We start from the raw sequence: 21,988 nt of genomic DNA on the forward strand, positions 1-21,988 counted from the left end.
ACGATTTGCCCTGTCCCGGTCATTCGCGCATCAATCGGCGAATGCGGCCGGGGCAAATCTGCCGTATGTCCGTAGTGCTCCATCCGTGCCGGACCCGTTGATTCCAAATTGGTAGCAATGGGTCGAGCGTGGTGACCAGGCCCTCGCGTGAGCCCTAGTCTGCGCCAGTACATATGGCTGTTCTGATAGTTCTCGAACCAGCCATTCAAGACGGGCAATTGCCCTGGGGGGCTCATGCGTAGATCCAGAGGGCTGACTGCTGCCCTCGCCCTGTCACTGGCCGGTGCCGGCACCGCGATAGGCCTGGTGCTGATACCCGAGGCGTCGGCCATCACGCAGCCGGTGGCCTTCACCGCCGACGAGCTGCCGACGTGGCAGCCCAACGGGATCGTCTGGGCGATGGCCGAGGCCAACGGCACGGTCTTCGCGGGCGGCACCTTCTCGGCCGTCCGCCCGCCCGCCGGCGCGGCCGGCGCGGAGCAGGAAGCCGTGAACTTCGTCGCGCTCGACGCGGCGACCGGCGCCCCCACCTCCTGCAAGCTCTCCTTCACCATCGGCGAGGGCACCGCGACCGTGCGCGCGCTCACCGTCTCGAAGGACAAGAAGACCCTGTACGCGGGCGGCTACTTCGGCGCCGTCAACGGAACCCCGGTCTCCAGCGTCGCCGCGATCGACATCGCGACCTGCGCCCCCAAGGCCTCGTTCGACCCGCAGTTCCCGGCCACGGTGCGCGCGCTCGCCGCCACCGAGGACACCCTGTACGCGGCAGGAGACTTCAGCACCGTCGAGGGTGCGGGCCGTGAGCGGTTCGCCGCGGTCGACGCCACCTCCGGTGCGCTTCTGCCCTTCGTCGCCAACGCCGACGAGCCCGGCCGCGCGCTCCAGCTCAGCAACGACGGCAAGAACATCCTGCTGGGCGGTGACTTCTTCACCGTCAACGGCTCCCAGAGCCACGCGCTCGCCGTCGTGAACGCCACCACCGGCGCCGTCGCCAAGACGTACGGCACCATCCCCTCGATGTCGGTCATCAAGTCCATCGCGGCCGACGCCACGGGCTACTACACCGGCGCCGAGGGCACGGGCGGCTTCGACGGCCGCGTCGCCCTCGCCACCGACTTCAGCGAGAAGTGGCGCGACCAGTGCCTGGGCGCGACCCAGTGGGTGCTGCCGTACGACGGGGTCCTCTACAGCTCCTCGCACGCGCACAACTGCAGCTCCGAGGGCGAGTTCCCCGACGGCAAGCGCCACTTCCTGCTGGCGCAGCTGACCGACTGGGGCAACGGCGGCCTCGACGCTCCGTCGGCCGTGAACGGCTTCGTGCGCAGCCCGGGGAAGCTCGGCTGGCACCCCACCGCCAACGACGGCCTCGGCGAGGGCATCGGCCCGCGCGTGATGGCCATCGCGGAGAAGAACACCACCAAGTACATGTGGGTCGGCGGTGAGTTCACCCTCATCAACGGCAAGGCCCAGCAGGCCCTGACCCGCTTCGCCTCCACCGGCGACGTCGGCGCCCCGACCACCCCGGTCGCCAGTGTCTCCAGCGTCAAGCCCGGCGAGGTCCAGGTCCGCTGGCGCACCAGCTACGACGCGGACGACAGCAAGCTGACCTACCGCATCTACCGCAACGGCTCCGCGACCCCGATCGCCACCGTCAGCGCGAACTCCCTGGAGTGGCTGCGCCGACAGGCCTCCTGGACGGACGCCACGGTCAAGGCCGGCGCGTCCTACAGCTACCGGGTCACCGCCACCGACGCCGCGGGCAACACCAGCCCCCTGTCGTCCACCGTCTCGGTCGCGGTCCCGACCGCGGTCAGCGCGTACCCGAACCAGGTCCGCGAGGACGGCGCCCACCTGTACTGGCGCTACGACGACGTCGTCAGCCCGTACGTGGCCGACTCCTCGGTCTCCGGCAACATCAGCGGCATCCAGTACAACGCCCCGGCGCTGCGCCAGACCCCGGGCGCGGTCAGCGGTGCCAGCACGGCCATGGGCTTCAACGGCAGCACCCAGCAGGTGTACAGCGACCACCGCCAGACGGTCGGCAGCAGCTACACGCTGGAGACCTGGGTCAAGACGAACACCACCCGCGGTGGCAAGCTGATCGGCTTCGGCAACAACCAGAGCCGCAACAGCAACAACTACGACAAGAACATCTACATGACCAACACCGGTCGGATCTTCTTCGGCGTCAACGCGGGCGGCACGAAGACGGTCTCCACCGGCCTGTTCGACACGTACAACGACAACAAGTGGCACCACGTCGTCGCCACCCAGGGCCCCGCCGGCATGGCGCTGTACGTGGACGGCCAGGTCAAGAGCACCAACAACGTCACCGGCCACCAGCAGATCGAGGGCTACTGGCACGTCGGCGGCGACAACCTCGCCGGCTGGCCCTCCCGGCCGAGCAGCAACTACTTCGCCGGCCAGCTCGACGAGACGGCCGTCTACCCGAAGGCGCTGACCGAGGCCCAGGTCAAGAACCACTTCAACCTGGCCAAGGCCGCCACCGACACGGTCTCCAAGGTCACCGCGACCGAGGACACCTACATCAACCAGGGCGCCCCCAGCGCCGCCTACGGAACGTCCACCTCGCTGGCCGTCCGCGGCACCGCGGCCTACGAGACGTACCTGCGCTTCGACATCCCGGCCGCCCCGGCCGGCACGGTGCTGAAGTCCGCGTCCCTCCAGATCAAGACCACCACCGTGGCGAGTGCCGGCACCACCGACACCGTCTCCGTGGTCCCGGTCACCGGTACCTGGAGCGGTACGGGGACGACCTTCAACAGCAAGCCCACCCTGGGCAGCACCCCGCTCGGCTCCTTCGCGGGCGTGCCGGACGGTTCGGCGGTCCAGAGCACCTCGCTGGACACCACCGCGCTCTCCGCGGTGCTGGGATCCAGCTACAGCCTGGCCCTGACGAGCACGGGTACCAACCCGCTGTGGCTCTGGTCCTCGGAGTCCACGGCCGTGGACGCCAAGCCGCAGCTGACCCTCACCTTCGGCGCGAAGTAACCGCTTGACGGAGTGCGGGGCCCGGCCGTTTCGACGGCCGGGCCCCGCACACCCATCTCATACGTACGGGAGCCACCTGATGTACCGACGCTCCGCAGCGGCTGCTGTCCTGCTGGCCGCCGCCCTGACGCTGACGGCCTGCAGTTCGGACGGCGACGGCAAGGCCGAAGCCCCGTCCGTCTCGCCCAAGCCGCCGGCCGCCTCGTCGGCCCCCGACCCGGCCGACGCCACGAGCACCCCGGCGTCGCCCCAGGCGGACGCGAAGCCGACGGGTCCCGTCCTGCCGGACACGAAGCTCGTCCCGAAGACGGGCAGCTTCACCGCGCCGGAGAAGCAGTACCTGAGCGGCAGGGTCCCGGAGAAGATGGACCCGGCGGCCGTCCTGCAGGGCGGCCAGGAGGCCTGCCAGCGGGTGCAGCGCACGGCGAAGCGGGACAAGGACGCGGCGGTCGGCGCCCTCGTGGCCGGGGAGATCCCGGGCGCGAAGGACGCGATCACCTTCCTCTGCCCGGAGCAGAAGCCGGTCCTCGACGCGGCGGCGAAGGGCTTCCCGGACGGTACGAAGGCGTCCCCGGCGGCAGGCACCTACCGCGCGCTGACCCAGAGCACGACGTGCTCCTGGGAAGCCAAGTCCAAGGACGGCGCCCCCCTGGCCTCGGGCCCGGCAGCCCCTCTGAAGCCGGGCGACAAGATCATCGCCAAGATCCCGGCGGGCACGGCCCAGTTCGTCTCGAACGGCTGCTACGCCTGGATTCCGGCGTAAGCCGCACGCACCACGAGAACGCCCCCGCTGCCCGACCCCCGGGCAGCGGGGGCGTTTTCGATCCCGCATCGGGGGCATCCGAGCCTCCACACGGCGGGGCCGCACCCCGCCCACGACGCTGGAGGCGAATCCGATGAGGGGCATCAGCGGTTGCATAGGACTGATCGTGGTGGGGGCCGTCCTCACCTTCGCGAGCGACTGGCAGCTGCAGAGCGTGAACCTCGACCTGGTCGGGGTCATCATGATGGTCGCGGGCATCATCGGCCTCGCGGTCTACGCGAGCGTCCTCAAGCGCCGCCGCGTCGGCGCCCTCCCGGTGGTCGACGAAACCCGCCGCGAGCTCTGAGCCCGACGCCGGGACCCGCGCACCTCAACTCCGCCGGAGGGCACCCTCGTACACCGGCAGCAGCGTGTCCAGGACGGCATCCATGGAGAAGGACTCGGCGGCCAGCTTGCGTGCCGCGCCCGAGGCCGCCGCGTTGGCCGTCGGCTCCAGCAGGGCCAGGACGGCCGCCGCGACGCCCGCCGGGCCCGGTTCGACCGCCGCGCCCGCGCCCGCGCGGGCGATGTCGCGGGCCAGGCCGTTGGAGTGGGTCACCACCGACGGGACGCCCACCGACAGGGCCTCCAGGACCGACATCGGGAACGGCTCCTCCACCGAGGGCAGTACGTAGACGTGGGCGCGGCGCAGCTCCGTCAGGACCTCCGCGCCGGACAGGGCGCCCGGGACCGTGAAGCGGGAGGAGAGGCCCAGCTCGGTGATCCGGGCGCGGACCGCCGCGAGTTCGCCCTCGTCGGGGCCGGCCACCACGAACTCCGCGTCCGGGTGCGCCGCCAGGACCGCCGGTGCGGCGTCCACGAAGTCCACCGGGCGCTTGCGGGCCTGCAGGCGGGCCGAGTAGAGGATCCGCGGAGGGCCGGACAGGGCGGGGCGCTCCTCCTGGGCCGGGGTGCCGTTGACGAGGCGGACGGTGTTCGGGAGCGGAGCCCCGACCACCGCGTCGAGGCCCCCACGCTCGTGCGGAGTGAGGTACAGCAGCGCGTCGGCGCCGCGCAGGAGGCGGCGTACCGCCAGCGCGTCCAGCACCTTGGCCAGCAGTTTCCCGCTCGGGTCGACCATGCCGTGGGTCTGCAGGACCAGCGGTCTGCCGGCCCGCAGCGCCGCCAGGGCGACGGGCAGGGTGACCAGGTCCCGCGCCAGGTGGACGTGGACCAGGTCCGCGCCCCGCACCAGGCGGCCCGCGGAGGCGAGCAGGGCCGGCGAGGTCATCCCGCTGAAGCCGAGGGGGAGCAGGCGCCGGGCGGGGAAGAGCTTCGCCGGGACCCCTTCCACCGAGGTCGGCCAGGGGTCCGGGAACCCCTCGCCCAGCGCCAGCAGGTTCGCCTCGTGCCCGCGGGCCCGCAGCCCCTTGGCCAGGTTCAGAGCGACCCGCACCGGCCCGCCGAAGGCGTGCGTGGGGGAGTGCAGGGTGACGGCGTGCAGGACTCTCATTTGGGCTCCTCGACCGGGCGGCGGTGCCCGTCCTGGGTCTGCAGGGTCAGTGCGGGGAGGTCCTTGTGGACCACGGACCCCGCGCCCGCCACCGCGCACCGGCCGATGGTCACGCCGGCCAGCACGGTGGCCCGTACGGCCACCCACGCGCCGTCCTCGACGGTGATCGGCGCGTTGCGGTAGCGGAAGTCGGCGGCGCGGTGGTCGTGCGAGCCGGTGCACAGCAGCGCCTCCTGCGAGACGCAGGCGTGCGCGCCGATCGTCACCGGCTCCAGGTTCAGCACCCAGGCCCCCTCGCCGATCCACGCGTGGTCGCCCACGGTCAGCTTCCAGGGCCACAGCACCCGCACCCGGTGGCGTATCAGCACCCCTTCGCCGATCCGCGCCCCGAAGGCGCGCAGCAGCGCGACCCGCAGCCGCGCGGGACACAGCCAGCTCATGAAGAGCGTGTTCATCACGGCGAACCAGAGCGCCTGCGTCAGCCGCCCGCGCCCCTTGTCGTATCCGGCCAGCGTGAAGGCAGGAAGATCACGCACAGGCACCCCTCGTACTCCGGCCCCCGACGGCGCCTTCGAAGGCGCCTCCCCGGGCGCCGAGCGCTCAGACTAAGACTTGATCCGCAGTTCACCAAAGGGTGAGCTGCGGACTGCACGCGGGGCGGGGACCGGGCTTTCCGGCGTGGCCGCGCAAGCGTGGCTCATCCGGGGTCGCTCGGTTCCGCTGTCCGCCGGTTCGGGGAGCAGAGGTCTCACGGCGTTGCCGTGGGACTGCCACGCGACCCGGCCGCCGGAGCGGTTTCGGGCTCGGTGTGGTTGACTCCCGCAGCGCTTCTTCCAGCGCTTGCGCATAGGTGATCTGAGCGTGCCGGGACGCGGTGGTGTCCAGGTAAGCGGTTTTGGGGTCGGCTACGTCGGTGAAGCGGACGAATGCGGCCAGCGCGGCGGAGACGAGGTCACGTTTGCCGGTGAGGCCGCACGCCGTGCACTTGTGCTCGCGGTCCCGCAGGGACTTGGAGACACGCTCACCGCAGAGGCAGTGCTGCGACAGGGCCGTTGACCATGTGGAGACCCGGACCATCCGACCGCCGGCGGCCTCGCACTCGGCCTTGAGGGCGGAGACGAGCATGCCGGGTGTGGTCTGCGAGAGGCGTTTGCCCCACAGCCGGTACCAGGTGCGGATGTCGCAGTCTTCGACGACGAGTGCGGGGCCGTGGGCAGAGATGATCTCGCAGGCCACCAGACGGGCGCGGTGGCGGCGGTGCTCGGCGGTAGACGCTGCTTGTTCGGCGATCTCACCGGAGGCAAGCCCTTCTCCACCGAGATCACGCTCACCGGAACCGAGCAGGTCCTGTTGGAGAAGCAGGCGAAGAAGCGGCGGGACCGTGCGCGGGCGCTGGAGCGCTCCCGTCGTGCGACGAACGCCGCGCAGTACGGGCTGTCGAAGAAGCAGATCAAGCAGGCCGCCCGGCGCGCCGAGAAGGGTCTGCGGCCCAAGGCCGTGACCGTGCCCGGCGGTGCCCGCGCCGCCCGGTCCGACAGCATTCCGAAGCAGGCGTTCCGCTGCGACCGGCTGTCCGGCAACTATCGCGAGCATCGCGCCCGCCAGGGCGGGGAAGGAGACGACCGAGAGGTTGGAGACGTTGCCGTCCACACCGCCGACACGGTCGAGCTGGGCGGCGCGGGCGCGCATGGTCCGCACGCTGGGTGAGGTGTAGCCGGGGCCCAGGACCATCAGGTGCGCCTCGTACACCCAGTCGCCCGGCGCGGACGCCTTCCGGCGGCGTACGAGGTCCACCTTGTGCCAGCGGCCGGGACTGGAGAGGAAGTGCTGCACCCGCGTCCACTGGCCTGGCTGCTGCGGGATGCGTACGGGAAGTACGAGGTCACCACGGGCGCTCTCGGTTCCTCCGGCGAAGACGACGGCGAGGGGGCCAGTGTGGTCCCACCACGTCGCCTTACGGGCTGCGGGCTTGCCCGAGGCGGTGACCTTGCCCGTGGGCACGCGGACGTCCGGCACGGCGGGCTTCGGCATCCGGCGCGGCTGCGTCAGTGCGTGCCGGCCGCCGTCGGCGTAGGCCGAGGCATGACCGCGGAGGGTGCCGACCAGGCGGAAGGTCTCCCACTTGTTCTCGCTCGTGTGGGAACGGGCACGGCCCGGAATCCGGCTGAAGTCGTGCCGGCGGCCCACCTTCGGGCGGCCGAACCGCCGTCCGGTGGCATCCGGGAACAGGTGCCGCGAGACGCCGTTCCACACCTCATCCGCGATGTGCATCGCGAGAGCCTTGGATGCGTGGTGCTTCAAGTGCCCGGAGTCTTCGAGGTGCTTGTACGCGCAGCGCTCCAATGCTTCACGGGACAGGCCGAGGCGCTGTCGTGCGGCCTTCGCGCCGTGCTCCTCGCGCTCATGGAAAGCAGTCCAGTAGGCATCGACCTTGGCGCGGGCGTCGCGTTGGAGGGCCCGCTTGACCGACCACATCGCCCCGAACAGCTTCTCCAGGGAATCGGTTGTCACCGTTCACTGGAGCCCCGACCGGCTCACGTCGAGATGGTCCAGGACGCCGCCGAGCTGTCGCCATCCTGCACAAACTCAAGATCGAGTACGCGCAAATGCGGAACACGTCTTAGACTGCGGCCGATCAGGCACAGGGGGTGGGGGCAAGCGTGGCGACCGACATACGCGAGACCGTCGCCAAGCCGGCGCCGGCGACGCCGCAGCCCGGCGACGAGAAGAGCTGGGGCAAGGTCACCACTCCGCGGACCCTGCTCTCGCGGGCGCTGTCCGTGCCGCTGGCCCTCGGGTTCACCGTCTTCCTGCCGCTGTTCGTCGCCGTCCAGCCGGGCGCGGGCAAGCACGACGCCGCCTTCTGGCTCCAGCTCCTGCTCACCATGTACGCGGGTGCCCGGCTCTCGGCGATGGTCCTGACCAGCCGCCGCAAGCTGCTGCAGGGCTCCTTCTGGCTCTTCGTCTACATGGCCATGGGCGTGGCCCCCCTCGCGCAGGCCGTCCTCGGTCAGGTCCCGACCCCCGTCGTCGGCCCGCGCTCCGACCTCACCGCCGCCATCGGCCTGGTCCTGCTCGGCTGCGCCGCCTTCGACGTGGGCGTCCTGCTGGCCCGGCACCGGCCGGCCGGCCGCGCGGGCGGTTCGCTGAAGGAGCCGCGCCCGGTCATGGCGCACCGCAGGCGCCTCTACGTGCTGACCGTCGTGGCGTTCCTGGGCGCGGCGGCCCTGATCATGAAGCTCGGCGGCCCGGCGGTGTTCTTCTCCAGCCGCCAGGAGATCATCGCGGGCATCGAGGAAGCGGGCGTCTCTCAGGACGGCCAGGCGGGCCAGGCGCTGCTGCGCGGTTTCGGCACGGTCCCCGCGCTGCTGGCGCTGCTGCTGTACACGCGCTGGCTGATCACCTCGAAGTTCGCCCGCCGCAAGGTGTCGATCATCGTCACCTGGTCGGCGCTGGTGGTCCTCAACCTGATCGTCAACAACCCGATCTCGAACCCGCGCTACTGGTTCCTGACGGTGATGTTCGCGCTGCTCTTCACCGTCTTCCCGGTGAGCGCCGCGATGTACCGGGTGGCGCTGTCCATGGCCGTGGTGATCGCCCTCCTCGTCTTCCCGTTCGCGGACCGCTTCCGCTACGACGAGAAGAACTACAAGCCGGTCGAGACGACCTCCTTCCTGGAGCCGATGGCGCTCAAGGACTACGACCAGATCGGCATGTTCGCGAACACCATCACCTTCGCGGAGTCCGGTCCCGGCCATTCCTACGGGCGCCAGCTCGCGGGATCCGTCTTCTTCGCGGTGCCGCGCTCGGTGTGGTCGGGCAAGCCGCGCGACACCGGCGTGATGGTCGGCCAGTGGATGGGCACGGTCAACACCAACCTCTCCTCCCCGATCTGGGCCGAGCTGTGGATCGACTTCGGGCCGCTGGGCATGGGTGCGGGGCTTCTGGGGATGGGGTACGCCTCCGCCCGCGTCGACCGGCGGTACGCCAAGCGCGCCCGGCGCAGCTCGCCGCCGGGCAGCCTGATCTCGACGGTGGTCCCGCTGGTCGCGGGGTACTCCTTCATCCTGCTGCGCGGGCCCCTGCTCCAGGCCTCGGGCCGGATCGCCATCGCGGGGATGTGCCTCGCGCTCGTGGCCACGTACCGGCAGGACAAGGCCGCCGGCCTGCGCTGACCCCGGAGTCGGGCAACTGCTCCACAAGCACTTCCCGAACAAAGAGGCCCTGGTGTTCGATGAGGACGCGGTCACCGGCGGCACCGAGGCGGCGCTCGTCTCGGCGGTACGGGACCGCGCCCCGGCCAGTCCGTCCTGCACGCCCTGCGCGAGCACCTCGTGACGACGCGGGCGACCCGGCGGATCGACGACCCGGCGGCCGCCATCGCGGAAGCCGCCGGCGCGCCCGAGGGCGACCTCAGGTCCGCCGCGCCGGCCCGCTTCGCGATGGACACCACGAGCCTGATCCGCGGCCAGGAGGACCCGCAGCAGGCCATGCGGGACCTGTTCGACCTGTTAGACCTGATCGAAGCGGGCTTCGGCGACACCCCGGCCTGACCCGGCCTGACCCCGGCCTGACCAGGCGTGCCCGGGAAGCCGTTCGGATCCCGCGCCTCAGGCCGCCCGGACCGGGTCGGCGGGGTCGGCGGTGGCCGGCGGGGCGGCCGGTGCGGCGGCCGGCAGCCGGGCCACGCGCAGCCAGCCCGCCGCGGCCTTCGAGGCGGAGCCGAGGGCCAGCCCCCAGGCCGCCCCGGCCACGCCCCAGACGGCGTACCCGCCCAGCAGCAGCCCGACCGACAGCAGCGAGAAGACCACCTGGAGCGAGAGGGTGGCCTTCGGGTTCAGCACCCGCAGGGTCAGCAGCGCACAGGTACCGAGTCCCATGACGGCGTACTGCGCGCCCGTCGCGGGCAGCAGCGCGGCCGCCGCCTGCCAGGTGTCGCCGAGCAGTTCGCGGCCGGCCCGCTCCGGCAGCGCGTACAGCACGGCCCCCCAGGCGGCGCCGGTCACCGCGAGCGCGCCGCCCATCAGGGCGGTCAGCCGGACCACGCCCCGCTTGCCGGAGGCCCGGCCGACGACCGGCGGGCCGAAGGAGTTCGCGGAGCTGAACAGCACGTTCAGCGGCCCGAAGAGGGTGGTGGCGCCGCGCAGCGCGCCGACGGCCAGCGGGTTCGCGAAGACGCCGAGCCCCAGGACGGCGAGCTGGCTGGAGCCGTTGCCCACGGCGAACTCCACGACGAACCGCTGCCCCAGGTACCCGCGCCGCAGGTAAGGCCGCAGGTCGGCGGCGGCGCCCCGCACCGAGGGCCGCAGCAGCCACAGGCCCAGCGCGAGCGCGGGGAGCGCGGAGACCCCCCACACCAGCACCAGCCTGCCCGCGGAGGCGCCCTCGGGCTGGAGCAGCAGCGCGGTCACCACGCACGCGAGGCGCAGCGCGTCGGCGGCCAGCGCCCGCTGCGGCACCCGCAGGGCGGAGAAGCAGTAGCGCAGCCCGTCCTGGAGGAGCACCAGGGGCAGTACGAGTCCCAGCGCGAGGAACGCCCGGCCCGTGGCCCCGGGCAGCAGCAGGCCCAGGAGGGCCAGTACGGCTCCCACCGCCGCCGAGGCGGCCCCGGTGAAGGCGAGGCCCGAGCGGCAGGCCGCCGCGAGGCGGCCCGTGCCGGGGTCGTCTTTTTCCAGCACCAGGGTCTGGCCGACGTAGGCCATGTTCAGGCCGAGCAGCACCGTGAAGGTCACGTAGACCATGGAGAAGTCGGCGAAGCCGGCCGCCGAGGAGAGCCGGGCGGCCAGCACCAGGACGAGGATGTTCGTGGCGCTGGACGCGGCCTGGTCCATTACCGAGGCGACCGCCGCGAGGCCGCGCCGGCTCACCGCCGGCCCGTGCGGACCGTACGCAGGGCGACCGTGTCGGTGCCGTCGCCCGGGATGTGCTGCGAGGCGTCCGCGGCGGCCACCTCGTACGGGATCGGCTGCGGCTCCCGCGAACGGGGCGAGGGCGCGGAGGGGGGCGTCGGCCGGGGGTCCTCGGCGGCGGGGCCGCCGCCCTTGGGGGTCCTGCCGAGGCCGCGCTTCTTCTCGCCCGGCAGCGGCGCGTGCAGTACGGCGCCCAGCACCGTGCCGCCGGCCCCGCTGATCAGCTCGCGGATGCGGGAGAGGTCGGTGCGGCGCACCGCGCCGGGGTTGCAGACCACCAGGACGCCGTCGACGCGGTCGACGAGCGCGAGGGCGTCGGCGTACGAGAGCACGGGCGGGGCGAGCACCACGACGGTGGAGTTGGGGGAGTCGGCCTCGGAGATCAGCCGGGTGGCCCGCTGCGAGGTCAGGGCGCGGGGCACGTTGCGCACCCGCTCGCCCGGGATCAGGTCGAAGCTGCCCGACTCGCCGGCGTCCACGAGGAGCTGGCGGCCGTCGGGCCACTCGGTTTCCCCGTGCTGCGCGCCCGCGCCCGACTGCGACGTGCTCCAGCGCGGCCGCCCGGCCGCGTCGGTGGGCAGCTGGCTGGCCAGCACCGGGGTGCGCAGGTCGGCCTCGATGAGGAGCACGTCCTTGCCGGTCTCCGCGAAGGAGGCGGCCAGGTTCACCGCGACGGCGGCGGCGATCTCGCTGCTGCCGCGCGGGGCGACCACGAGGAGGCGGCGCCGGTCCGCGAAGCGGGCGTCGTAGGCGAGCCGGAAGGCCACCGAGCGGAACTCCTCGGCCAGCCGGGGGTCTTCCTCGCCCGCCGCGAGCAGCGGCCCGCCGTCGGCCTTGCCCCGCGGCAGGGAGCCCAGTACGGGAGCGCGCAGGGCTCGGGCGACGTCGCCCTCGGAGCGCGGAGCCGGGTCGAAGACGAGGCGCACCCAGGCGCCGAGCAGGCCCAGGGCGAGGCCCACGGCGGCGCCGAGCGCGAGCGACATGGCGAGTCCGGGGCCGTCGGCCCCGTGCGGCGGGACGGCCGAGCTGGTGACCCGGCCCGGGGTCATGTCCAGGGCCTTGAGCTTGGCGATGTTGCCGTTGAGGGTGTTGATCTTGCTCTGCTGGTCGGTCTTGGAGGAGTACGCGGCGTCCCGCGCCGGACCGGCCGGCATGCCGGTGATCTGTTTGGCGAGCTCGTCGAGCTGCTTGGCCACCGGGTCGCGCTGGTCCTGGTAGCCCTTGACCATCTTGTCGCGGGTGACGTCGAGGGCCTCCTGCCGCTTGAGCAGGTAGGCCTCGCTCATCGCGTTGGCGCGCTTGGCGGCCTCGGCGGGGGAGGCGGCGGTGTACGTGAAGCGCAGCACCATCGTCTGCGGGGGGTTGGTCACCTGCAGACCGGCGCGCAGGGCCGAGAAGTCGGTGGCCGCGACCCCGAGCTTCTTCGCGGCCTCGTTGGCTATGGAGCTGGAGAGCGCGACCTGGCGCTCCGAGCCGATGTTGATCGCCTTGTCGGGGGCGAGGCTCGGGTTGAAGGGGTCGTCGGTGGGCGCGCGCAGCACGATGTCGGCGGTGGCCACGTAGGTGTCCGCCGTGGAGACGCCGAGGTAGACCCCGCCGAGCAGGCCGATGCCCACGCCCAGGCCGATGAGCCGGCGGTAGCGCAGGAGCTGGCGGAACTGGTCCCGGAGCAGGTCCGGTTCGTCCTCGGCCGGAGCCGCTGCCGGGCGGTTGGTCTCGATCACGGCCGGGGACCCCCAAGTGCTTCGTCCATCAGTGCGTCGATGCGGGCCAGGCCCGCCTCACGGCTCAGGTGCGCCGCCACGTGGCGCGGTCCGGCCGCTCCCAGTGCGTCCGCGCCCGCGGGGTCCTCGGCCAGCGCCCGTACGGCCTTCAGCAGGGCCTCCGGGTTCTCCGGCGGTACGAGCACCCCGGCGCCCGAACGTTCCACTTCCTGGGCGGTCCCGCCCAGTGCGGCGACGGAGGCGACGACGGGACGGCCGGCCTGGAAGTACGAGGTCAGCTTGGACGGCACGCTCATGTCCATCACGGCGGCGTGCTGCGTGACCGCGAGCACGTCCGCCGCGGCGAGGATATCGGGGAACTCGCCGTCGGCGGCAGGGGGGATGATGTCGAGGTTGGGAACATCGGCCGCCAGGTCGGCGAGGGCGGAGCGCTGGCTGCCGTCACCCATCAGGACGAAACGGACGCTCGGGTCCAGCCGGGCGGCGCCCACGAGGACCTCGAGTCCCTGCTTGAGCCCCATGTTCCCGGAGTGCAGGACGACGGTCTGGCCGGGAGCCCAGCCGAGGTGGCTGCGGGTCCGCCCGCGCGGCTTGGTGGGCAACGCCACATGGGACCAGTTGGGGACGAGCCGGATCCGCTTGGGGTCCACGCCCATGCCGACGACCCGGTCGACGAAGGTCTCGTGGATCACGCCGACGAGGGCGGCCCGCTTCAGGGCGTGGGCCTCGGCCCGCCCGGCGAACGCGGCGGCCCTGTCCCCGCCGCTGATCCCGCTCTGTGCGGCGGCGGCGCCCATCAGGTCCTGGACGACGGGAACGAAGGGGACCTTCCAGCGCGCCGCGAGACGGGCGGCCAGCAGGCCGCCGGCCAGGCTCGGCATCTGGGCGAGGACCGCGTCCGGCTTCGGCATCCGGGGCGGGGCCACGGAGCCGTGCAGCAGAATCGATCCTTCGAAAAGTGCCCGGCGGAGGGCGGTCTGACGCGGAGGCACGGTGTGCGCGCGCCGGTGCACGGTCACACCCGCGCGCTGTTCCGTGCGCCGTAGCGCCCCCTTGTACTCCGGCTCGACGGACCAGGCCGGGTAGTGGGGCATGCCCGCCAGGACGTGGGTCTCGTGACCGAGACCGGCCCAGTGCTCCGCGATCTGGGTGGCGTACGGGCCGATGCCCGTGTGCTCGGGGGCGTAATTCGTGGAAACCAGCAGTAGGCGTCGCTGACCGGATTTCGACACTCGACGTCCCCCTCTCACCTGGATGATGCGCACGTCACCCTATTCGTTCACCGGCAACACAGGGAACGTGCACGCTATTGTCTGCTAATCCGCCACACCGGGGTGGGCGGCTTATGGGGGATATGACGTGACGGAGAAGGATATGTCCAAATTTATCGAGCCTGGGCGTAGACCTCACCGAATCGGCTACGCGCCGGGTGCCTATGACCTCTTCCACATCGGACACCTCAACATCCTTCGGCACGCCCGGAGTCAGTGCGACTACCTCGTGGCCGGGGTCGTATCCGACGAAATGGCGGAACTCGCCAAGGGCCGCCGCCCGGTGATCCCGCTCGTCGAGCGGCTGGAGATCGTCCGCAGCGTCCAGTACGTCGATGCCGCTTTCGTCGAGACCGTTCCGGACAAGGTCGAGACGTGGAAGCAAGTCCGCTTCGACGTCATATTCAAGGGCGACGACTGGCGCGGCACCCCCAAGGGCGACCAGCTGGAAAAGGACTTCGCCGTCCACGGGGTCGAGGTCGTCTACTTCCCCTACACGGTCCACACCTCCAGCACCCAGCTGCGCCGGGCCCTGGACGTCCTGTCGGAGCCGCTCGCCACGGAACAGCGCGGCTGAGCGGCGCGGCGGCGGGCGCCGGCCCCGGTCACCGGGGTACGGCGCTGAGCTCCCGGAACCACTTCGCGAGGAACGCCACCAGGAACAGCGCGGCCATCACGCCCGCCCCGGCGTACACCCAGCGGAACAGCCCGGTGCCGCCGAGGAACAGGAACACCAGGCAGAACACCCCGTAATCCACGGGCAGCAGCGCCACCGCGCGCAGGGTCGACGGCGCCGTGGCCGCGCTCCCCGGCGCCGGCTTCGGCTTGAGCTTCTCCGTCAGCAGTCCTCCGAAGAAGGTCACGACCGCGGCGAGCTGGAAGCCCAGGGGCACCAGCAGCCAGCCGGCCGAGGCGCCGCCGCCGTCCGCGCCGCCGCCGACCCCGTAGGCCTCGGGGAAGCGGTAGAAGGCGATCAGTACGCAGGTGTGCAGCGAGGTGAGCTTCGCGCAGTCCACGACGTGGTCCAGCCACTCGCCCGCCGCGCTGCCGCCCCCGCGCAGCCGGGCGAGCTGCCCGTCGGCGGAGTCGAAGGCGAAGCCGACGGCGAGCAGGGCCCACACCGCGATGCCCAGCGCCCACGAGGGCGAGGCCAGGGCGACGACGGCCGCGCCCGCGAAACTCAGGGCGGCGCTGATCAGCGTCACCTGGTTCGGGGTGAGCCCGAGCGCGTACGACCCGGCGGCCAGGTACCGCCCGACGGGCCGGTTGACGAACCGGGAGTAGAGCGACACCCCCTTCGCCGACTTCTGCGCCCCGCGCAGCTCCCGCAGCGCGGTCCCGACACTCGCCATCGACACAACCCCTCGAATCATCCGTGTATGCGTGCGTGCGTACGAAGGGCACATCATCGCAGGGCGTTCGAGGGCGCCCGCCTCCCGCCCCGACGGCGAACCCGGGCTCCGCGAGGTCTTCGCACGCCGCAGACCACGTGCGGGACGTGGGCCGGCCGGTCACCTGTCTCGAGCCCCGCCGGCCGACGGGGCACCCCCCTGCTCAGCCCACCACCTTCAGCAGCAGCACCGCGCGGGCCGGGACGGTCACGCTCTCGCCCCCGCGGTGCACGGTGGCGGGCGCCGCCGCCTGGTCCTCCCGGGAGGTGTCCAGGACCAGCTCGTACGCCCGGCCCCACGGCGCCCCCGGCAGCACCCACGCCACCGGCCGGTCCCCGGCGTGCAGCAGCGCCAGGAAGCTGTCGTCGGTGACCTGCCGCCCGCGCTCGTCACGGCCCGGGATGTCCTGCCCCGACAGGTACAGGCCCACCGACCCGGCCGGGGCGTACCAGTCCCGCTCGGTCATCTCCATCCCCGCCGGGGTGAACCAGGCCAGGTCCCGCAGCCCGTCCGCCCCCTGCGAGCGCCCCGAGAAGAACGCGCGGCGCCGCAGCACCGGATGGGCCCGGCGCAGCGCCAGCAGCCGCCGGGTCAGCGCCAGCAGCGCCTGCCAGGACGGGTCCTCCAGCAGCGACCAGTCCACCCAGCTCGTCTCGTTGTCCTGGCAGTACGCGTTGTTGTTGCCGCCCTGCGTCCGGCCGAACTCGTCGCCCGCCACCAGCATCGGCACCCCGGTCGACAGCAGCAGCGTGGTCAGGAGGTTGCGCAGCTGCCGCCGGCGCAGCGCCGCGATCCGCGGATCCGTGCCCTCCTCGGGCTCGCCCTCCACACCGCAGTTCCAGGACCGGTTGTCATTGGTCCCGTCCCGGCCCGCCTCGCCGTTCTCCTCGTTGTGCTTGGACTCGTACGACACCAGGTCGCGCAGGGTGAAACCGTCGTGCGCGGTGATGAAGTTGACCGAGGCGTACGGCCGCCGCCCGCCCCACGCGTACAGGTCGCTCGACCCCGACAGCCGGTACCCGAGGTCCCGTACGTCGGGCAGCGCGCCGCGCCAGAAGTCCCGTACGGCGTCCCGGTACCGGTCGTTCCACTCCGTCCACAGCGGCGGGAACGCCCCCACCTGGTACCCGCCCGAGCCCACGTCCCACGGCTCGGCGATCAGCTTCACCCGCCGCAGCACCGGGTCCTGGGCGATCACCGCGAGGAACGGCGAGAGCATGTCCACGTCGTGCATCGAGCGGGCCAGCGCCGCCGCCAGGTCGAAGCGGAAGCCGTCCACCCCCATCTCCGTCACCCAGTACCGCAGCGAGTCGGTGATCAGGCGCAGCACGTGCGGCCGCCCCGCGTGCAGGGTGTTCCCGCAGCCCGTGTAGTCCGCGTACCGGCGCTGGTCCGACTGGAGCCGGTAGTACGCCCGGTTGTCGATCCCGCGCAGCGACAGCGTCGGGCCCAGCTCGCCGGCCTCCGCCGTGTGGTTGTAGACCACGTCGAGGATGACCTCGATCCCGGCGGCGTGCAGCGCCTTGACCATCCGCTTGAACTCGCCGACCTGCTGGCCGGCCGTACCGCTCGAGGAGTACGCGGCGTGCGGGGCGAAGTAGCCGACCGAGTTGTAGCCCCAGTAGTTGCGCAGGCCCCGGCGCAGCAGGTGGTCCTCGTGCGCGAACTGATGGACCGGCAGCAGTTCCACCGCCGTCACCCCGAGCCCGGTCAGGTGCTCGATCGCCGCCGGGTGGGCGAGGCCCGCGTACGTGCCGCGCAGGTGCTCGGGGATGCCCGGATGGCGCATCGTGAAGCCGCGCACGTGCAGTTCGTAGATGACCGAATCGGCCCACGGAGTCTTCGGCCGGACGTCGTCCGCCCAGTCGTCGTCATCGTGGACCACGACCCCCTTCGGGACGTGCGGGGCCGAGTCGCGGTCGTCGCGCACGGTGTCCGCGATGTACTGCTGCGGCCAGTCGCGGACGTGCCCGTACACCTCCGGCGGCAGCAGGCCGTAATCATTTCCTTCGGCCCCGTCCACGGCCCGTGCGTACGGGTCCAGGAGCAGCTTGGCCGGATTGAACCGGGCCCCCGTCCACGGGTCCCAGCGCCCGTGCACCCGAAATCCGTACCGCTGCCCGGGGCGCACGCCCGGCAGGAAGCCGTGCCAGATCTCGTGCGTCAGCTCCGTCAGCATGCACCGGCTCTCGGACCCGTCCTCCGCGAAGAGGCAGACCTCCACCGCCTCCGCGCCCTGGGACCACAGCGCGAAGTTGGTACCGGCCGTCCCGTCCGGCCCCTGGTGGAACCGGGCCCCCAGCGGATGCGAGGAGCCGGGCCACACGGGCGGTCCGGGGCGGGTCCGCTCCACCGCAGCCGCATGGCCTCTGGCCAGGCCGTTCGACGTCGCGGTCGCGGTCGCGGTCGCGGTCGCGGTCGCGGTTCCGGTCGAGGTCCCGTGCCCGGCCCCGTTTCCGCTCCCGCTCCCGTTTCCGCTCCCGCTCCCGCTCCCGCTCCCGCTTCCGTTTCCGGTCACTGTGGGATGCTGCCCGGCCCCGTTCGGATGCCCGGTCCCCGTGACGGCTTCCACCGCCTCTTGCTCGGCTGCGCTCGACACTGCCCGCCTCCACGGCTCTCGGTACCTGCGGGGGTGGGGGAACTGCGGCCCCGGCGTCCCTGCCGCGGCCCGCCCCCGTCCGGTCCTTCCCACTGTTCTGCCCGGACTGTCCTGCCTGGAACGTGGCCCGCGCCCACGTTTCCCCCGGAGGGGCCCGGTCGTTGGAGGAACGTGACTCTTCTGACGAGGCGGGCAGGGGCGGGCTTGGCCGCCGTGGCGGTATGGGCGGGCCTCCTCGGAGGCCTGGCCGGATGCACCGAGAACGGCGGCTCCCCGATCGAGATCCAGCTGCCCGGCAAACCCCGGTCACCGGACGAGGCGATCAGGATCACCCCCGACGACAACGCCAAGGGGGTGCCGGCCGAGGGGCCGCTGAGGATCACCGTGCCCGAGGGCCGCCTCGAGCGGGTCGTGGTCACCAAGGTGGAGGACGCCCAGCAGGAGACGGTGCCCGGCGCCATCGCCGTCGACGGGCTCAGCTGGAGCCCCGACCCGGCGTCGGGCCGGCTCGCGCTCGCGGCCAAGTACACCGTGGACGCGGTCGCGCTCGACGGGCACAACCGCCGCCAGGCCCGGCACACCACCTTCACCACCTACGTTCCCGAGGAGCGGTTCATCGGCTACTTCAAGCCCGAGAACCGCTCGACCGTCGGCACCGGCATGATCATCTCCTTCGGGTTCAGCCGGTCCATCGAACGCCGCGCCGACGTGGAGCGGGCCATCACGATCACCTCCGACCCGGCCGTGGAGGTGGTGGGCCACTGGTTCGGCGACGAGCGCCTCGACTTCCGGCCCAAGACGTACTGGAAGCCCGGCACCGAGGTCACCCTCAAGCTGAACCTGCGGGACGTCGAGGGCGCCGCCGGCTCCTACGGCATCCAGGACAAGACCCTGCGCTTCACCGTCGGCCGCTCCCAGATCTCCACCGTCGACGCGGCCGCGCACACCATGGAGGTCCGGCGCGACGGCGAGCTGCTGTCCACCGTGCCGATCACCGCCGGGGCGCCGAAGAACATGACCTACAACGGGAAGATGGTGGTGATGGAGCTCTTCGACGTCACCCGGATGAACGGGCAGACCGTCGGCTTCGGCGGCGAGTACGACATCCCCGACGTCCCGCACGCCATGCGCCTCACCCGCTCCGGGACCTTCCTGCACGGCAACTACTGGGCCAGCCCGGACACCTTCGGCTCCACCAACGTCAGCCACGGCTGCATCGGACTGCGCGACGACAAGGGCGGCGGCTCGGACACCCCGGCCGGCTGGTTCTTCGACCGGACCCTGGTCGGCGACGTGGTGGAGGTCGTGAACTCGAAGGACAAGACGGTCGCCCCGGACAACGGGCTGGGCGGCTGGAACATGTCCTGGACCGCCTGGGTCGCGGGCTCCGCGATCGGCTGACCCTCCGTCACCCGCTCGCCCGCGCTTCCCTTCACCCCGACACCCCAGCCGGGTGATTGTCGTACCGGAATGCCGTAGCGGGGGAGTGTCGGTCCGCCCGGCGCACCGGAGCCCGCCGCCAGCCTGTACGGGGCCCACCCGCACGCGGCGGGCGGGCAACGGACGGAGCGTCATGTCTGCAAGGAAGTGGACCCTCGGGCCCCTGGGGCTCGCCCTCGGGGCCGTACTGGCCGCAGGCGCCCCGGCGGCCCTGGCGGCGCCGGCCGCACCGGGCCCCGGCGGGCAGCAGCCGGCTCCGGCGCGGCAGGCCGCCGCGGCCCTGCGAGCACCGCTGCCGGGCGGGCTCGGTCCCTGTCTGGGGTCCCGGTGCCCCGACCCGTTCCCGCCGATCGAGGTCAGCAACGACCCCAACGGCTACGACGAGGGCATCAACATCTTCGTCGGCGCCGACTTCCTGGTCCGCGAGCGCGCCGCCGAGGCCGAGGGCAAGGTCGTCGTCCTCGGCAGCTTCGACCAGAACAAGAACCTGGCGGTCACCGGCGGCGGGTACAACATCGGAATCGTCGGGGCCGGCTCGCTCGTGCGGCCTCCGGCGGGTTCGGACTTCCTCACCACCGGCCGCGACGTCACGATCGCCGCCCAGCAGCAGCTGATCTCGGACGGCGGCGTCGTCCGTCACGCGGGCACCGCCCCCGGACCCGGCACCGTCACCGGCCCGCTCGTGGCCGACCCGGCCGCGATCACCCCGTACGCCGGCCTGCGCGACCAGCTCACCTCGGCCAGCCGGTGCTACGCCCGGGTCGACGGCAGCCCGCGCCCGGCGACGGGCACCGCCGTCAACCAGGACGGCACCACCGTCTTCACCGGGGACAACACCTCCCCGCTCCAGGTCTTCAACGTGAACTTCGACCTGGTGAGCGCGAGCAACGGCGCCGTCGGCATCCGCTTCGACCGGATCCCGGCCGACGCCACCGTCCTGGTCAACGTCCTGGGCGCCAGTCGTACGATCAACACCTACGGTGGCACCATCAACGACACCGGCGCCGGCGCCGATCCCTGGAACGGCTACCGCACCCGGCTCCTGTGGAACTTCCCCGACGCCACCGCCGTCCAGCTCGTCGGCAGCGGGCAGTTCCAGGGCAGCGTGCTCGTCGGCGAGCAGACCTCGCGCACCACCGTCACCCTGCCCGGGACCAACGGCCGCTTCTTCACCACCGGCGAGCTCGTCCACACCAGCACCGGGGGTGGCGGCCAGGAGCTCCACGCGTACCCCTTCGACGGCGACCTGCCGGACTGCGGGAACACGGGGCCGGTCACGGGCACCGTCTCCGTCACCAAGCGGGACGACGCCGACAACCCGCTGGCCGGAGCCGCGTACGAGCTGTGGCAGGAGACCAACGGCACCCCCGGAGCCCAGTTCACGAACCCCGGCGCGGACACCAAGGTCGCCGACTGCGTGACCCCGGCGAGCGGCGTCTGCTCCGCCACCGTCCCGCTCGGTACGTACTACTGGCGCGAGACCCAGGCTCCGGACGGCTACGAGCTCGCGGAGAACCCCGTCGCCGAACTGACGCTGACGGAGCAGAACGCCGCCGCGGGCGCGAGCGCGAGCATGAGCAACGCGAAGCTTCCCGGCAGCGCCGAAGTGGTGCTGCGCAAGTCCGACGCGGACGGCGGGGCGCTCCTGCCCGGCGCCCGCTTCGAGCTGTGGCGCGAGGCCAACGACCGTACGGGCCTGCAGACCGGCGGAACCGGACCCGACGAGCAGCTCGCCGGGTCCTGCACCACCGACGCGCAGGGCAGCTGCACGGTGCAGCTGCCCGTCGGTGAGCGCTACTACTGGCGCGAGACGCAGGCCCCGGCCGGCTACGACCTGCCCGCGGACCCGGTCACGCCGTTCGACCTCGACGCGAGCCACGTGACGACGGGCCTCGTCGTCACCGTCACGGACGAGCGGACCGGGGAGCCGGACTACGAGGGATCGATCACGGTGCTGAAGAAGGACGCGAAGACGAAGAACCCGCTGCGCGGGGCGGTCTTCGAGGTGTGGAAGGAGACCAACGGCATCATCGGCCTCCAGACGCGCGGCATCAACGCCGACCGCAGGGCGACGGCGGGCTGCGCGACCGACCGGGCCGGGGCGTGCACGTTCCCGGGCCTGGAGGAGGGCTGGTACTACGTGGTCGAAACGGCCGTCCCCGAGGGCTACGTCCTCCCGCGGAACCGGGTCACCGGTCCGCTCCACCTGGACGAGAGCACTCCGGACCACCGCCTGGTGGTCACCCTGGAGAACAAGCGCGACCACCACGGCAAGGGCGGCAAGGGCAAGGGCCCGAAGCCGCGGCCGGGCGAGTAGGCCGCCCGGGTGGGCCGGTGACCCTGCCGGCCCACCCGGCGCGCCGGGGCCGGGCCGATCCGGTTGGCTC

16 protein-coding genes are annotated in these 21,988 nt (G+C 72.3%); 8 read left to right on the forward strand and 8 right to left on the reverse strand.

The genetic code is table 11. The annotated features are described in order from the left end of the window. Positions 1–234: 234 nt before the first annotated feature. The 3 genes from MTF69_RS20085 (at position 235) to MTF69_RS20095 (ending at position 4,121) form a co-directional block, all read left to right on the forward strand. Positions 235–3,012, forward strand: a complete 2,778-nt coding sequence (locus MTF69_RS20085) for a LamG-like jellyroll fold domain-containing protein (protein ID WP_243336296.1) — start codon at positions 235–237, stop codon at positions 3,010–3,012. 79 nt (positions 3,013–3,091) lie between these two features. After that, entirely contained in the window at positions 3,092–3,775 is a 684-nt protein-coding gene (locus MTF69_RS20090; RefSeq protein ID WP_243336297.1) for a hypothetical protein, read from the forward strand. Positions 3,776–3,908: 133 nt separating this feature from the next. After that, positions 3,909–4,121 carry a hypothetical protein gene (locus MTF69_RS20095; protein ID WP_243336298.1) on the forward strand — a complete coding sequence of 71 codons (213 nt, stop codon included), beginning with the start codon at positions 3,909–3,911 and terminating at the stop codon, positions 4,119–4,121. Positions 4,122–4,145: 24 nt separating this feature from the next. On the opposite strand, the gene MTF69_RS20100 is transcribed toward MTF69_RS20095, so the two are convergent. The 3 genes from MTF69_RS20100 to MTF69_RS20110 all read right to left on the reverse strand — a co-directional run bounded on the left by MTF69_RS20100 (position 4,146) and on the right by MTF69_RS20110 (position 7,778). Further along, complete coding sequence (locus MTF69_RS20100) at positions 4,146–5,267, reverse strand: glycosyltransferase (protein WP_243336299.1); 1,122 nt, start codon at positions 5,265–5,267, stop codon at positions 4,146–4,148. After that, positions 5,264–5,803, reverse strand: a complete 540-nt coding sequence (locus MTF69_RS20105; RefSeq protein ID WP_243336300.1) for a WcaF family extracellular polysaccharide biosynthesis acetyltransferase — start codon at positions 5,801–5,803, stop codon at positions 5,264–5,266. Before MTF69_RS20105 ends, MTF69_RS20100 begins: the two co-directional genes overlap by 4 nt. An 88-nt stretch (positions 5,804–5,891) precedes the next feature. Beyond that, positions 5,892–7,778: a transposase gene (locus MTF69_RS20110; RefSeq protein WP_243336301.1), complete on the reverse strand. Its 1,887-nt coding sequence runs from the start codon at positions 7,776–7,778 to the stop codon at positions 5,892–5,894. 149 nt (positions 7,779–7,927) lie between these two features. Here MTF69_RS20110 and MTF69_RS20115 point away from each other — a divergent pair, with 149 nt between their 5' ends. Then, complete coding sequence (locus MTF69_RS20115) at positions 7,928–9,442, forward strand: hypothetical protein (RefSeq protein ID WP_374323409.1); 1,515 nt, start codon at positions 7,928–7,930, stop codon at positions 9,440–9,442. 159 nt (positions 9,443–9,601) lie between these two features. Further along, entirely contained in the window at positions 9,602–9,820 is a 219-nt protein-coding gene (locus MTF69_RS20120; protein ID WP_243336302.1) for a hypothetical protein, read from the forward strand. 57 nt (positions 9,821–9,877) lie between these two features. Here the strand turns inward: MTF69_RS20120 and MTF69_RS20125 are convergent, their stop codons facing one another. Genes MTF69_RS20125 through MTF69_RS20135 form a run of 3 tightly spaced genes read right to left on the reverse strand, consistent with a single transcriptional unit; the run spans position 9,878 to position 14,102 of the window. Further along, on the reverse strand, positions 9,878–11,098 hold the full coding sequence (locus tag MTF69_RS20125; RefSeq protein ID WP_243336374.1) for a hypothetical protein: 1,221 nt from the start codon (positions 11,096–11,098) through the stop codon (positions 9,878–9,880). A 32-nt stretch (positions 11,099–11,130) separates the two neighbouring features. After that, a complete protein-coding gene (locus MTF69_RS20130; protein WP_243336303.1) occupies positions 11,131–12,900 on the reverse strand; it encodes a polysaccharide biosynthesis tyrosine autokinase in 1,770 nt (589 codons plus the stop codon). Continuing rightward, the gene (locus tag MTF69_RS20135) at positions 12,897–14,102 is read right to left on the reverse strand and encodes a glycosyltransferase (protein ID WP_243336375.1); all 1,206 of its coding nucleotides are present in this window, start codon (positions 14,100–14,102) and stop codon (positions 12,897–12,899) included. The genes MTF69_RS20130 and MTF69_RS20135 overlap by 4 nt, the downstream gene beginning before the upstream one ends. A 172-nt stretch (positions 14,103–14,274) precedes the next feature. Between MTF69_RS20135 and MTF69_RS20140 the strand changes: the two genes are divergently transcribed. Beyond that, complete coding sequence (locus MTF69_RS20140; protein ID WP_243336304.1) at positions 14,275–14,748, forward strand: adenylyltransferase/cytidyltransferase family protein; 474 nt, start codon at positions 14,275–14,277, stop codon at positions 14,746–14,748. Between the two features lie 28 nt (positions 14,749–14,776). On the opposite strand, the gene MTF69_RS20145 is transcribed toward MTF69_RS20140, so the two are convergent. Beyond that, on the reverse strand, positions 14,777–15,523 hold the full coding sequence (locus MTF69_RS20145; protein WP_243336305.1) for a CDP-alcohol phosphatidyltransferase family protein: 747 nt from the start codon (positions 15,521–15,523) through the stop codon (positions 14,777–14,779). Positions 15,524–15,725: 202 nt separating this feature from the next. Beyond that, complete coding sequence (gene glgX / locus MTF69_RS20150) at positions 15,726–17,939, reverse strand: glycogen debranching protein GlgX (protein WP_243336376.1); 2,214 nt, start codon at positions 17,937–17,939, stop codon at positions 15,726–15,728. Positions 17,940–18,365: 426 nt separating this feature from the next. Between glgX and MTF69_RS20155 the strand changes: the two genes are divergently transcribed. After that, on the forward strand, positions 18,366–19,562 hold the full coding sequence (locus MTF69_RS20155) for an Ig-like domain-containing protein (RefSeq protein WP_243336306.1): 1,197 nt from the start codon (positions 18,366–18,368) through the stop codon (positions 19,560–19,562). Between the two features lie 172 nt (positions 19,563–19,734). Then, complete coding sequence (locus MTF69_RS20160; protein ID WP_243336307.1) at positions 19,735–21,918, forward strand: choice-of-anchor A family protein; 2,184 nt, start codon at positions 19,735–19,737, stop codon at positions 21,916–21,918. Positions 21,919–21,988: the final 70 nt, after the last annotated feature.

The organism is Streptomyces sp. AP-93 (assembly GCF_022808175.1).
GTDB lineage: Bacteria > Actinomycetota > Actinomycetes > Streptomycetales > Streptomycetaceae > Streptomyces.